The sequence below is a fragment of the Palleronia pontilimi genome, from assembly GCF_016412875.1.
Taxonomy (GTDB): domain Bacteria; phylum Pseudomonadota; class Alphaproteobacteria; order Rhodobacterales; family Rhodobacteraceae; genus Palleronia; species Palleronia pontilimi.
In genome coordinates, this window is record NZ_JAEKPD010000014.1 from 112,927 (window position 1) to 127,076 (window position 14,150).

Annotated in this window: 10 protein-coding genes; 4 read left to right on the forward strand and 6 right to left on the reverse strand. The window is 56.7% G+C overall.

The window, feature by feature from the left end:
- Window positions 1-65 precede the first annotated feature (65 nt).
- A complete protein-coding gene (locus tag ILP92_RS13815) occupies window positions 66-233 on the reverse strand; it encodes a conjugal transfer protein TraD (protein ID WP_198916999.1) in 168 nt (55 codons plus the stop codon).
- Window position 234: 1 nt separating this feature from the next.
- Complete coding sequence (locus ILP92_RS13820; RefSeq protein WP_235971417.1) at window positions 235-561, reverse strand: conjugal transfer protein TraD; 327 nt, start codon at window positions 559-561, stop codon at window positions 235-237.
- A 172-nt stretch (window positions 562-733) separates the two neighbouring features.
- On the opposite strand from ILP92_RS13820, the gene traA reads away from it, so the two are divergent.
- Both traA and ILP92_RS13830 read left to right on the forward strand, forming a co-directional pair.
- On the forward strand, window positions 734-3,715 hold the full coding sequence (gene traA / locus ILP92_RS13825; protein ID WP_198917001.1) for a Ti-type conjugative transfer relaxase TraA: 2,982 nt from the start codon (window positions 734-736) through the stop codon (window positions 3,713-3,715).
- A gap of 120 nt (window positions 3,716-3,835) precedes the next feature.
- Window positions 3,836-4,090 (forward strand): helix-turn-helix transcriptional regulator, encoded by a 255-nt coding sequence (locus tag ILP92_RS13830; RefSeq protein WP_198917002.1) that lies wholly within the window; start codon window positions 3,836-3,838, stop codon window positions 4,088-4,090.
- A 460-nt stretch (window positions 4,091-4,550) separates the two neighbouring features.
- Here the strand turns inward: ILP92_RS13830 and ILP92_RS13835 are convergent, their stop codons facing one another.
- Entirely contained in the window at window positions 4,551-5,918 is a 1,368-nt protein-coding gene (locus ILP92_RS13835) for an FRG domain-containing protein (RefSeq protein ID WP_198917003.1), read from the reverse strand.
- Between the two features lie 481 nt (window positions 5,919-6,399).
- On the opposite strand from ILP92_RS13835, the gene ILP92_RS13840 reads away from it, so the two are divergent.
- Window positions 6,400-7,881: a ComEC/Rec2 family competence protein gene (locus tag ILP92_RS13840; protein WP_198917004.1), complete on the forward strand. Its 1,482-nt coding sequence runs from the start codon at window positions 6,400-6,402 to the stop codon at window positions 7,879-7,881.
- A 131-nt stretch (window positions 7,882-8,012) separates the two neighbouring features.
- On the opposite strand, the gene ILP92_RS13845 is transcribed toward ILP92_RS13840, so the two are convergent.
- The 3 genes from ILP92_RS13845 to ILP92_RS13855 form a co-directional block, all read right to left on the reverse strand.
- Complete coding sequence (locus ILP92_RS13845) at window positions 8,013-9,776, reverse strand: UvrD-helicase domain-containing protein (RefSeq protein WP_198917005.1); 1,764 nt, start codon at window positions 9,774-9,776, stop codon at window positions 8,013-8,015.
- Entirely contained in the window at window positions 9,773-11,572 is a 1,800-nt protein-coding gene (locus ILP92_RS13850) for an ATP-dependent nuclease (RefSeq protein ID WP_198917006.1), read from the reverse strand. Before ILP92_RS13850 ends, ILP92_RS13845 begins: the two co-directional genes overlap by 4 nt.
- A gap of 299 nt (window positions 11,573-11,871) precedes the next feature.
- Entirely contained in the window at window positions 11,872-12,510 is a 639-nt protein-coding gene (locus tag ILP92_RS13855; RefSeq protein ID WP_198917007.1) for a hypothetical protein, read from the reverse strand.
- A gap of 719 nt (window positions 12,511-13,229) precedes the next feature.
- Between ILP92_RS13855 and ILP92_RS13860 the strand changes: the two genes are divergently transcribed.
- Window positions 13,230-14,114, forward strand: a complete 885-nt coding sequence (locus ILP92_RS13860; protein WP_198917008.1) for an ArdC family protein — start codon at window positions 13,230-13,232, stop codon at window positions 14,112-14,114.
- Window positions 14,115-14,150: the final 36 nt, after the last annotated feature.

Below are 14,150 nucleotides of genomic sequence, written 5' to 3' on the forward strand. Positions count from 1 at the left end.
TTTCGTCGAAGATCAGCAGACTGCAAATCGTAGCTTATGTCAGTGTCCGAATTTCGGGGGGTAGCTCAATCGCCCTGGTCGCTTTGCAGTTTGTCGGCCATCCAGAGCAGAGCGCCGTAAATCAGGGCGCGGTCGTCACCGGTCAACTCGACGACGCGTGACTTGACGACAAGGCCTCCGATTTCGATCAGATGCCTTGTGCGCTTGCGGCGCTCGACCTGCCAGTTGCGCATGTCATGCCGCGCCTTTGTCGCCTGATGTCGGTTGCGCGCCGCCAGATTGCGCCGGAGTGCTTTCCGCGTTGCGGTCAGTTGCTTTCGCAGATCGCCGCGACCGGCGTGGAAAGAACGCGGCCCCGCGTTTTGCCCAGGCCTCCCTCTTGCCGGTGTCGGTAGTCTCCGCCAGCACGATCAGCGCACCGGCCAGTTCGTCAGCACTGAACGCATCGGCACCGGTGGCGATGACGAGCTCGCCGAGTTGTTGCACCTTGCGGGCCTTCAGCTCATTCGTCTTCGCTTCCAGTTCTTTCAACTCCGCATCGTAATCCCGTGGTTTGCGCATTCCTGCCTCCATATCGTGTTGATGCAGAGAGGATAGCGGGGCATGTTTCAGAAGGCAGCAGAGTCGCCAGGACGGCTGGGGACGCACCGGTCCATCCCGAGATTTTATTGAGGGAGGGCGCGCTTATACGTCGTTCCGACGTGGGCGTTCTTGTGTAGATGATTGCGCCATCATGGCAATCTATCATCTCCACGTGAAGGTCATCGGGCGCGCAGCTGGTTCCAGCGCGGTGGCGTCCGCTGCCTACCGCGCAGCATCGCGGTTGCGCGACGAGCGGCTGGACCGTCCCCATGACTTCACGGCCAAGCGCGGTGTCGTGCATTCCGAGGTGCTGCTGCCGGAAACCGCGCCCGAGGTCTGGTCTGACCGCGAACAGCTCTGGAACGCCGTCGAGGCGGTCGAGGTCAGGCGCGATGCGCAGCTGGCCAGGGAGGTAGAGTTCGCCATTCCGCGCGAGATGAGTGAGGCTCAGGGGATCGCGCTGGCCCGCAACTTCGTGCAGTCGGAGTTCGTGGATCGCGGTATGATCGCCGATCTCAATGTGCATTGGGACAGGGGTGCGGATGGCCTGCCCAAACCCCATGCCCATGTCATGCTGACGATGCGGTCCGTCGATGAAGATGGGTTTGGCAAAAAGGTGCGCGACTGGAACAGCACCGGGATGGTCGAGCGTTGGAGGGAACGCTGGGCGACGCTGGCCAACGAGCGCCTGGCTGAACTCGACATCGACGCACGCATCGACCACAGGAGCTTGGAAGACCAGGGCATCGCGCTGGAGCCGCAAAGCCAGATCGGCGCGCCCGCGCAGCGTATCGCGGGCGAAGGGAGCCCTGCCGACCGGGCCGAACTGCACCGCGAGATCGCACGCGACAACGGAGCGAGGATCATCGCGGAACCTTCGCTTGCACTGGACGCGATTACCCATCAGCAATCGACCTTCACGGACCGCGACATGGCACGCTTCGCCCATCGGCACAGCGACGGGATCGATCAGTTCAACGCGGTGAACAACGCAATCCGAAGCGCGCCCGATCTGGTTGGGCTTGGCCAGGATGGGTGCGGCGAGGACCGTTTCACCACCCGCGCGATGATCGAGGCCGAACAGCGTTTGCATCGCGCCGCCAAAGTCTTGGCCGAGAAGCAACGTCATGACGTGCGGGATGCGGATCGCAAAGCAGCCTTGGCGCGTGCGGAAGCGCGCGGTCTGGTTCTGTCGCGCGAGCAGGCTGACGCTCTGACGCAGATTACCGGTGGGCGTGATATCGGGATCGTCGTGGGCCATGCCGGGACGGGAAAGAGCGCGATGCTGGGCGTGGCGCGGGAGGCCTGGGAGGCGGCGGGTTACGAGGTCCGGGGTGCGGCGCTCTCCGGTATTGCGGCGGACGGACTGGAGGCCGGATCGGGCATCGCGTCGCGCACCATTGCCAGTCTGGAACACAGTTGGGCACAGGACCGCGATCACCTCAGCGCGCGCGATGTGCTGGTGATCGACGAGGCGGGCATGGTCGGCACGCGGCAGCTGGAAAGGGTGCTGTCACATGCCGCAGACGCCGGGGCCAAGGTGGTGCTGGTCGGCGATCAGCAGCAGCTGCAATCCATCGAAGCGGGCGCAGCCTTCCGGGCGCTCCACGAGCGTCACGGCGGAGCGGAGATCGGTGAGGTCCGCCGTCAGCGCATGGACTGGCAGCGCAACGCCACCCGTGATCTGGCGACCGGTCGAACCGGGGCGGCAATCGACGCCTATGAGGCGCAAGGCATGGTGCATGCCGCCGAGACCCGTGAGCAGGCGCGCACCGACCTGATCGACCGCTGGGACCGCGACCGACAGGCGGCACCGGACCAGAGCCGGATGATCCTGACCCACACCAACGCCGAAGTGCGCTTGCTCAATGACTTGGCGCGGGAGCGGAAGCGCGCGGCGGGCGATCTGGGAGAAGACGTCTCCTTGACGGTCGAGCGCGGTGACCGTCGCTTTGCCAGCGGTGACCGGGTGATGTTCCTGCAGAATGACCGTGGCCTCGGCGTGAAGAATGGCACTTTGGGGACGATTGAGCAGGTCAGCAGACAGTCCCTGTCCGTTCATACTGATGATGGGCGCTCCATCGCCTTCGACCTCAAGGACTACGACCGCCTCGACTACGGCTATGCCGCGACCATCCACAAGGCCCAGGGCATGACGGTGGACCGCACCCATGTGCTGGCAACACCGGGCCTGGATGCCCATGGCAGCTATGTCGCTCTGTCGCGGCACCGGAACGGTCTGGACCTGCATTACGGTCGCGACGACTTCGCCACGCAGGATCGGCTGATCCGCACCCTGTCCCGCGACCGGTCCAAGGACATGGCGCTGGACTACACCGAGGCCGATCCGGCGCAGGCCTTTGCCGAGCGGCGCGGAATCACCTTCCGGAAACGTGTCATCGAGGTTCTGCGCAAGATCGTGCCGGAGAGACTCCGCGATAGGATTGATGGGTCGCGCCCTGCCCGAGACGGCGCGCTTGGCTCGGATGTCGCGCAGGGGCCGGGAGGGGAAGAGGCAAGGAAGGATATCCGTCCCAGCGCGGATGCGCTGCAAAAGGCCCTGGCGTATGACCCGGAAGCGGCAATGCGAAAAGCCCGCACCGAAGCCCTCAAACGCCATGCCCGCGCGGTGGATGCGATCTTCACGGCTCAGGAGAGGGGGAACCCGGGCACACCCGACCAGTTGCGTGTCCTCTCTGAGTCCCGCGCGTCCTTCGAAGAGGTCCGGCCTGACGGCTGGCGCGATGCCGAGGCGGCCTACGCGAAGGACCTGTCCCTTGCCCGCGAGGCGGGATCGGGCCAGGTCAATCGGACCATCCGGGCGCTGCAACTCGAAACCGAGTTGCGCACCTCTCCAGAGCGCCGGGCCGCGCAGTTCGTGGAGCGCTGGCAGCACCTTGATCGGACCAGCCTGTCGCACTACCGGTCGGGCACGATGTCCGACTATCGCGCGACACGCGCGGAGATGGGCGAGATGGCGAAAGGCCTCCAACGCGATCCGCAGCTGGAATCCGTCCTTGCCAACCGCAAGGCCGAACTGGGTATTCGGATGGACTCGGGCCGCCGACTCGGTGCGGAGTTGGCTTATTGTCACGGCATCGACATCACCCGGGGACGCGGACTCGGGCTCTGACACCTGTCCGATCTGCCGCCCATTCCACGCACCGCTGCGACCATGGGCCGGGCACTCTTGCGCGGCCAACGTGGCGTGGCCTGACTGGTTCAAGAACATCCAGCAGGAGGCAATAGACCCATGTCCGACCCAGATCGTATTATCCGCCTGAACACAGTCCTCGACCGAACCGGCCTGTCCCGTTCCACCATCTATCGAAAGATCGCCGAGGGCACCTTCCCGGCTCAGCTCAGGATCAGCGTGCATGGCGCAGGATGGCGGGAGTCAGAGATCAGTCGATGGGTCGAAGATCCAATGGGTTGGAGACCCGAAGACGAGACCGTAGCAACGCCACAAAGGCATGAACGCCAAGGGCAACTGCAAAGACGCTATTGAGCCCTTGGTCCCGTCGTTCGGACAAACGTCCACGTTCCATGTCAGCGACCAGCACTGGCAATGCAGCATTATTCAAAAGTATGGGCAAAAAGCGGATATTTTCTGCGGCAGGCACTGATGTGTGCTGTGCAGGATTAAACTGCGGTTTCAAAGAAATTATAGATATAGTTGCTTCCGGCCCTGAGCCGACATCCAGCAGCCAACCCAGATGCTGCGGTCGCAGCCCGCTTTCCGGACATTCGCTGCGGGTGAAAAATCTGGGGCTGTATGGACGCACACTCTGCGGACCAACCACCGCTCGCGTTCCCAAGTGCAAAGGCAGCAGCCAACCAATTTCAGAAATTCCAATACGGACTTTTCTGCCTGTAAGCTGCCTGCCAACGCCCTGTCGCTAATGATCAGGCGAATATCTAACCTTCTACTTGTTGAGGTCGGTTGAAATCGGTCGCCTCGCAAACGTTCAAGGGGTGCTCTGCGCCCGCATGTACCGATCCTTTAGATGCTCTGCGGTCTGATCAATGCTGGGGTAGACAGTTGTTGCATTGATATTGAGAGCATCAAGCTGATCGAGGATACCCTGCTTGTTGGTAACCGTGATGCGTGATATTTCTAATCCGTCTTGGCCTGAATCGGGTAGCATCGCACCATGACCGTACAGGAGAAATGCGCCAGATTGGGGTTTTATACGGGCGTTGGTGTGCTTAGCTTTCACGCATATGATCGAGCCTAGATGATCTGGGTCCATTCGAGGTTCGAAGAAACCTTTCTCGGACTTGATGTGATGCAACAGCTTGCCCGCGACCTCGCTTTCGTTGAACGCGTGGATTTCCAAAGCGAGATCTATTTCATTCTTTTGCTCATAGCTGAGGTTAGATAGATTTGAGAGGCAACTAACTGTATCAGAATCATAATATTTAACCTTCGCCTCGGGCACCCGAAAAATGATCACTTCGCCCGGAATATCCATTAATTTTTGCTTGCCGTAGCAAGCGAAGAACAGAGCGATCAAGGGATTGCCTGAGATGTCGAGTAGTCGCGTGGGCAGGCCGAAATGCTGCATGCGGACTAGGCGGTCAAAGCAATACTGATCGCTCTGAAATTCTTCGTAGTGAGCGATAAGCAGCTCTTTACTGAGGCGATCTTCGCTCGGCAAGAATTGCCAACTGCCGTCGGGCCACTTCCGCATTACAGAAGGTGTCAACTCGAAGTTCGCGTCCTCGTGTCCACGATAGAAGATTTCTACTTCATCCCTCGGAGGCAACCCCTGCAGGGCCGCGAGAAATCCCTCCACGTCGCTAATAGTGGCAATGATGTTCTTCTTGCGCTCCGGCGGCGGCGCGGTTGGGGCAACCTGTTCGGCACCTAAGAATTCGTCCACCTTGGGCGCAGACGCCGGCTTGCGTTCGGCTAGAGCCCGGAGGATCGGTCCTGCCTCGCCTTCTCGCACTGCCCAGTGTGTGCGGTAGAGCTGGAATCCGTCCGCTCGAAAGGCCTCGGTTGCATCATCGACACTAGCGAAAGTAATCTCGCCGAACTCGATGATCGGTTCGAACCCTGCCACTACCTCTTTGCGATTGGCTTGGATATTCGCAAGCCGACCGAAGCGCACGAGCATCGTTGCACTGCCGTCTGCCCGCCCAACTTCGCTGCACAAAAATGTTGGTAATGTCATAAGGAAGGCAAGCGCTTCGTCGTCGAGGCCCTCCAACCCATTCGCGAGTTCCGTTGGCGTGTACTCGAACATACGACCGCGGCTCATACCGACTTGTGTCACCCCATCGACGTAGTCGACGTTACCAAACGAGATGTAATTGAAATTGTCGGCCATTTGTCCGCCTTCTCTTGTGGCTGACCTGAGTTACAATCCACCGACTTGTACGACCCTGTGTCCTGAGGTCCATTGCCGGAGCCTGTCAACTGTCTTGGTCGTCAGCTATTATGCCCGCTATCCTGCGCTTTGAGGATTTTTGTGCCTGACCCGTCATCGGTCAAGCTAAGCTCTTAGCCGCCGTCGAACATCTGCATGGTCCTGTGTCCGGCTGGCGACGTGGCCGACCCTTACCAAATATTGCCAATTCTATCTGGCATTGCACTGGGGCACCACCACACCGGCCATTCGTGCATCGCGTAGCATTTTGGGAACAAAAAGGACCTCAGCGCGGATCTTCTCGAACCTTCACACCTGGAGTTTTGAGCGTTGAAGGCGGCCGACTTCTCCACAATTGTTGTGCGATATCAAGATACATGCAGTACTGTGGACTGAGAATTCCAATCGAGACAGTCCCTTATATTTTCTAAAGGTATGCAGCATGGCATCGCGATTTACAGCGCTTCCGCTCTCTAGCGGCGAGAGCTTCATCCTCGAAACAGACCACTGCGGAAAACGTTTTGTTATTCTGGTCGATGGCGGGCAATCGAAGAGCACGAGCCCGAAAAAAAACGGTCTATATAAAGCGATCAGGCAGTGCTGTCCCGATATCACGGACACGATAGACATCGCCATTTGTACACATCGGGACCATGACCATGCCGGAGGGTTTCCCGCTTTCATAGAAACATGGCTCGCCGAAGGAAATGACATCGGGGAGTTCTGGCTACCCGGTGGCTGGGCTGGGGCAGTGGAGATGGTACTTACAAATCCGGACGGGCTTGTCTCAATGCTCCGTGCCGGTGCCAATACTGCTGCATATCGCATTGACCAACGTCAGAGCTCACGTGAAACAGACGTTGAATCGACCGCTCAAAGATCATTCCGGGGGAAAAATGTACGCTCCATACAAGCTGAGATGCACGACATGTGCATCGAGGATAGCTGGACGGACAGTCTTACGGAACAGTCTCGAGCCAATCGCAGCACAGATGATGACCGCTACGTCGAAACCAACCGCACAGTTCATGCCGCCAACAGTTGGGGTTTCACCATAGAAGGCTGGGAAGCAATCCGCTCAGATCTGGATACGAGCGCGATACATGACGAGCCGCTTACTGAGCGAGACGGTGCATACCGACAACTGAATGACGAAGTTTACTTCGAAGAGATTCTTCTCGATGATAGCGGCGTACGTGAGCATTGGATCTCCAGACGTTTCTTTGATGGCAGCAATTCAACTTCACAGCTTGCGAGAAGTCTGTTTCGAAACGCGATTGATACAGTTGAAGCGATTAGGAACATCGCCAGTGCGGCAGTGATGTTCGACATTCCGGTTCGTTGGTTTGACTTTTCGGCATTTGAGAAGGGAGCCAAACCCTCCGGTGGCAGACAAGGGTTTTTACAGCCTCTGAATGCCGTCGAATTCAAGCAAGCGGAGCGTGAGACCGATGCGCTCAAACTGTTCTTTAAACTGACGTTAACCGAGCAGAATGTTGCGTCTCTTGTCTTTCAACGCCTAGAGACAGCCTCCGAACCAGGTGTGATCTTTCTTGGAGATTCCCGTTTGGCGTTCGGAGTCGACCAGCCAGAAGAAAATTTCGAAAAGCACCTCGTTCAACCGAGAAGGCCAATTGTCTATACCGCGCCGCATCACGGTTCTCGCAACAACGACCGTGCTTATGAGGTCCTTGCCAAGTGGCTGCCCGATCTGTTTGATGCTTCAATCGCCGTTCGAAACGGTGGTGTGTGGAACCAGACACTTGCGGGATATCTGAATATCAAATGTCGGCGCTGCGCCCAATGCTATCAATGTCATGGGGGTAATTGGTCACAACCTGTTCAGATCATTTCAGATGACCGCCAATGGATCTGGCCATCTGCCCTTGGTGGCAGATGTGGCGTGCCGAAACGGAAGAAGTAGTTATCTGCGCCGCGCTACGGAAGGCGCATCTTCCGGCCCTTTGCGGGATTTTATCTGTCTGCTTACTGATGCAACGCGGCGTCACCAAAGCCTAAATTTGGGGCATACTCAACGAAAAGGACAACACTAAATTAGTTCAAGCCGCTTTGCCCAATAAAGCGTGATGGGACATTCTTCCAATGAGCTTCGTCGGAAAGAACCAGAAGGTACTGTTTGGCGCGAGTTACTCCCACATAGAATAGTCTTTGCGCTTCGGCGACCTTTATAGGATCATCGGTTATCGCAAAGAAAGGAATGTGCCCGTCATTCGCGTTGATGATCGCAACTGCTTCGAATTCCCTGCCTTTGGCAGAGTGCATGGTGATGAGCTTGATGGCGCGGTCAGGGTTGGCGAAGAGACCCAAATCGGCGATGACCATGTTGTCTATATCAACGGTCTTCTCCATGTCGGCCCTCATATCAGCAACAGAACTGACCAAGGCTTCGGCGGCGGATGGCGTGATCCATTCGTCGCGCATTAATATTTCCCCGATGGCCACGCTGCTGGCTTCCAGCCACGCTAGGGCGCCCTCACGGAGCGCTGCCAGTCTCTTGGCTTCCATGATCAGCCCCAGAGAGGTACGTCGTCCGTCATAAGTGAAGATGTCAAAGCGCGTCTGACCCATCACTTCGCTGATCATTCGGAAGAGAGCCTTCTCCACGCCTGACGGATCAAACAGAGCGCCTTGCTGTATGCATGCGCCTAACTCCTCTGCAAGCCGCGCATAGAGCCGAGAGCGCTTGTATGGTCGCGCCCCTGGTCCAAAGACAGGCACGCCTAAATCCCGCAAGTGCCGTGCGACAGGCACAAGATGCGACCACCACGGTGCAAGCACCGCCGCTTTACCGTAAGGGATGCCCAGAGTTTCCAAAGCGGGCAAGAAGTAGTCTTCCACGCCTGCCTTGGGGTTATCGACGTGTTGATACTGCACAATGCCTTTACGCTCTGCCGCAGATCCTCTGGCATTCATCACGGGCATACGCGGAATGAGAGTCTGTGCGGGCTTTATAATCTCAGGGGCACAACGAAAATTCCCGCTCAAGGCATGGGTGCGGTCGGCCTTGATTTGATCGCAGAACCGATTGCCCAGAGCGCTATCCGCGCCTGCAAACCCATTGATGGATTGATGCTCGTCACCGACCAAGAAGAAATGCGTGTGCAGATGTCGACGTAAGAGTGCGAGGATCGCGATCTGCACGTCTGTCGTATCTTGGAATTCATCCACGAGAAGCCACGCGAAGCGACAAGCAATACCTCTAGCGACGAAGGGATGCTCTTTGAGTATGAGGAAGGAATAATAGAGGATCATCGCAAAATCGAGATAGCCTCGACCACGTACAAATTTCCAATATCGCGCGGCGGTCTGTGGCGTGACGATCCCGCTTTCAATGCCTGTGCCTGCGGGATGCCCTTTGGTGGTGTGGCGCAAAGAAGCATAATCATCGAAAGTAGAGCGCTGAATCGATCTGCCGAACTCATCTTCGACAGATAGAACGATCTCTTCAAAGTCGCGCATCTGTTGCGTGAGAATAGAAAAGCCTTTTGGGACTTCTGGATGCATCCAGCCATAGGGGCGCAAGATGAAGTTCAGACAGAAGCTATGGATTGTGGAAATCTCACAGCGCTCAATCAATCGATTGGTGCCGACACGCTTAATCCTTGCTTCGATCTCATTGACGGCGGCATTGGTGTAGGTAATGCACCCAATCGATAGCGGTGTCTCTTCGACGCTTTCTGCAAGCTTCAACAGTTTGGCGATGATCACACGTGTCTTGCCACTGCCGGGGCATGCCGAGAGAGCCGTATCACTTGGATGGTCTACGGCGCGTCTTTGTTCGTCGGTCAGCGCAATCATACTTGTAGCCACTCAATGGCATCATTGATGTAACCGGGAAGCTCAGTGCATTCATTGGCAAAGCGAGAAGCGACTTGCGCGAAGCGGGCTTTGCCGAAACGCTTAGCTGTGTTCAGTACCTTGTCCCGACACTCTTCCAACAGCTCTGCCTCGCGTTCATCCACAATGAAGTCATCGAGTTCATCCCGTGCGGCTTCCAGATCGGCGGTGATGTTGGGGGCTCCTAATGTGCGGCACGTCTCGATGAACATGTTTAAGGTCTCAAGGCAGACCAATTCTCTCTCGAAAGTCGTTTCACCAAGGAAGACATGAACGAAGTCGCTGTTGAGGGCCGTAAGCGCATGACCATCGAGGGGGTCCACATCATCATCCGCATCTGAGGGTTTGAGATCGGCATCGGCAACGATAGCGCATTTCTTCTCTAGGCCTCCCGCGCGGAAGAGCTTGGAATAGACCTCAAAATGCACGCCATAGATCGACGTGATCGAGATGCCCAGGCGTTCTAGATTGATGCCCAAAACCGCCTCCGCCAATGCAGGAATGAGAAACAACTCTGCTGGACCTTCGACCAACATCACTTTTCGGGCAAAAAGCAAGTTGTTTTTGGTGGCATCCAGATATCTCTCAAGATCAGCGATATCGTTTGCGTCCAGCGTCGGTGTCTTGGACAGCGTGGATGCGGCGATGCTGGCATCAGCGCGACGGGTCAGAGAGATGAAGGTTGCGAATGGCGCTTGCGAGGTGACTTGGGTCGAGTGACTGCTCAAAATCACTTGGACTTTGGTTTGTTCCAAAGCGATCAGAAGAGAGGCTTGCAACTGCGGATGCAAATGTGCCTCCGGCTCTTCAATCAAAAGGAGCTGTCCTGCAGTCGTAGCTTTAGAAATGCGTCGTTTGAGATATTCGATCAGGATTGCGATGTAGAGAATGTTGTTCATCCCCAATCCATTGCGAGATGGCTCGAAACTTTGAAGGACATGATCAGAGAGAAGAATTTTCAGGTTACGGATGATCGCCTGAAACGTCGCGGCGGAAAGTCCCAACGTCGCGCCCATCTCGAAGGCTGGTCCCGAGACCGCCTTGAATGAGCTGTCAATGGCTTGGGCGATTTCGGCAATGGTCTTCGAAGCTTCGATCTCGGCATTCGCATCGGTTAGGATTGCCACCAAGGCCTCTTGCTCGGCATCGGGCACATCAAACGCTTCGATTAAACGAACTAGGGGTGAGTGATGTGGCTGGCGCAAATCGGCTTCCACATCCCGCAAAGCGGGCAGATTGACGACAAGATAAGATGATAGATCACCAAAGCGGACGGTCTCGCCGATACTGTCCATATCCCATGTGATTTCTGTTAGATCGACAGTCGCATCACCTCCACGCAGCTCCCAAGTGTAATCGTCAAGCGTCAGCTCGCCTGGAACGATCTCTCCAAGGGCTAGCTTTTCTCGAATGGCGGGCCGTGGTCGAAAGCGGAAAAAAACACGAGCTCGATCGGCTTCAAGTTTCCACTGACACACTAAGGCTTCTTCATTGACGATGCCTTCGAAGTCTGTGAGCTCGATGCCGATCAAAACTTGACTTGGGTGAGAGATGTCTACCGACGCATGAATATCCTCTCGAATTAACGAGCGAAAGACTGACGGAAGGTTGACATCCACACAAATCTGAATCGCTCTGAAGAGCGCCGTTTTGCCGGTATTGTTCTCGCCGATGATGCACGTGATGTCGTTCTCAAGAGTTATATCTAGAGATTTAAAGCTACGAAAATTCTGAATTACGATGCGGGAAATCTTCATAAGTGTCTTTCAATTTTGAGCGCAAGAAGAGCGTTTTTATGCAACAATGGCAAGCATTTGTATTTTGATGCGAGGACCGAACGCCGTCCTAACGATTCAGTTAAGTTTGCACACGAAAGACGAGCCCCAGCATTGGCTTAAAAGGAGCAAGCGTTGATTCGGAACCAATGGCTACTTTTCAGATTGCATTGCTGAGATGGGGTACATGCAGAGAAAGTCCGGTTTCCGCCCTTTCCTCGGGGAAGCTACCCGGCCCAAAGCCGTCATTCGTGGAACTACAGGGAGACACCGCTCTCAGCTTACTTTGCATTGCAGTGGGAAACAGATTCCTGAAGAACATCGCTGAGTTGGTCCCGATCTTGTGTATTAACCAGCAACAACTCCGGGCTGGAGCGAATGGTCATGTGGAGTTGACCATCGCACTGATAGAGAATTCGGTAGGTGCCGGCAGAAGAAAAGTCTATTGACCCTATAAAGTCGGTTAGCGAGCGATCCGAAAATTCGTTCTTCAAAAAATTCTGCAATTCTGCACTTAAAGCTCGTTGGTAGGAGCTGGATGAAGAGTTAAGGGAAAAATGCACTACAGTTTCCGGTAGGGAAGAACGCGTCGAACGCTCCACCGTCAAAGACCCCGGCGCGATAGCACTCATGTTGTAAAAGTAGATCGCTTCTCGGATTTTTCCGCCATCACCGCATGGTAACCGGCCGGGAAACTTTAGCTTTAGCACACAAGCCTCAGCGTGAGCAGATACCGTCCGATTATCCTCGTAGCCATCGAATCGAAATTCCTGGACTAACTCGAATAGGGCCGATTTCTCATCAGGGGAAGATTGTGCGAACGATGCTGTGAAGAAAAGCAAGGTAGCAGCTAAGATATAGGAGTTAGGCACAAGTTGCTCCGATGCGGCTTGCCTCCATAAGGTGATGGTGCGGATCAACAGTCAACCAGAGAGTCTTGGCAGCTTTCGGATCAATCGACTCAACTTTGTAAATGCAGCGAATGTCCGAGATCCGGCTTGGTGACTGGGGTCGCGCACCAGCAGCGAACGACCGCTTCCCGCCCTCCGTGTAGTACACGGGTGCAACAGTTTCGGTCGTCGATTGCTCTTGATGGGCACTTGCAGCTCTCGTTGTAGACCATCCAACAAACTATGATTCCGACAGTTGCAGTGCTCCAGCACGATTGGTCCTAGGGGTGATGCAAAGCCTAGTTTTTGGCCGGACAACGCAGCACCAGAATACACGCAAAAACTAGCCATAGAGATTCTGTGACCCCAGCGTTAGTGCCGGGATCGCCTTGAGCGATAGACAGAGTTGGAGATCGACGGGCTCGCGCCCCCTCACCCCAACCCTGACAGTTTCCAAATCCTGTTGATCCGCCTGCCATCCCGGCAGGTCCGAGAAAACCGGCAAGCGCCGCCTGTGGCGTCGGTTCCGGTCGAGAATTCCGGTTCCTCCCACGCGCAGGCGCGCGGTTCCCTCCCAAATTCACGCCCTCCACCCGGTTGTCACGGCCCCGCCGGGCCGCAGGACGGGCTTTGCCCTTACCTGCTCTGCCCTTCGGAATGCATGGGCATTCCAAAGACCAGAACAGGAAGGCCCGCCCATTGGCGGAAAGGGAAGCAGACCCGGACCGCGCATGCGAGGAGGGTCACAAATGACCGCAGAGAAGTTTGACGTTTATTCCCATGTCACCAACCAGATCATCACGCAGATCGAGGCGGGAACGCCGCCTTGGCGCAAGCCGTGGACCGGTAGCGGTGCATCGATCAGCTTGCCGGAACGGTTCAACGGCGAGGCTTATCGAGGCATCAACATCCTGATGCTTTGGGCGACGGCGATGGCCAAGGACTACTGCTCAGCCCGCTGGATGACGTTTAATCAGGCCAAGCAGCTTGGGGGCCATGTCCGCAAGGGCGAGAGATCCGCCACCGTGGTGAAATACGGCACCGTCGAGCGCGAGGACGAGACCGGCGAGGAACGGCAAATCCCGTACGCGAGGGCCTACAGGGTGTTCAATTCCGACCAGATCGAGGGACTGCCCGCCGAGTTCTACATCCTGCCCGATCCGCCCCGTGATCTTGGCACGGTGGCCGACCCCGCGCTGGAGGCGTTCTTTGCCGCGACCGGCGCGCAGATCGACGTGACCGAGGAGCCGCGCGCCTATTATTACATCAAGACCGACTGCATCCACATGCCGCCGATTGGCACGTTTCATCGGGCTGCCGGATATTACGGCACCTTGGCGCATGAGTTGACGCACTGGACAGGGGCGACGGAGCGCCTGGACCGTCTGGGCCGGTTCAATGACCGCAAGGCCTATGCCTTCGAGGAGCTGGTCGCCGAGATCGGCAACTGCATGCTCTGCGCACAGATCGGGGTGGAGCCCGAGTTCGACCAGAGCGCGGCCTATGTCGAAGGATGGCTTGAGGCGATGAAGGAAGACAGCCGCGCGATCTTCCGCGCCGCGTCTGAGGCGCAGAAGGCCGTGGATTACATCATGGATCGAACCGCGCAGGCCGAACGGATGGCAGCCGAGTAACAGCCCGCACCGCCGCAATGAGTGAGGCCCCCGCCT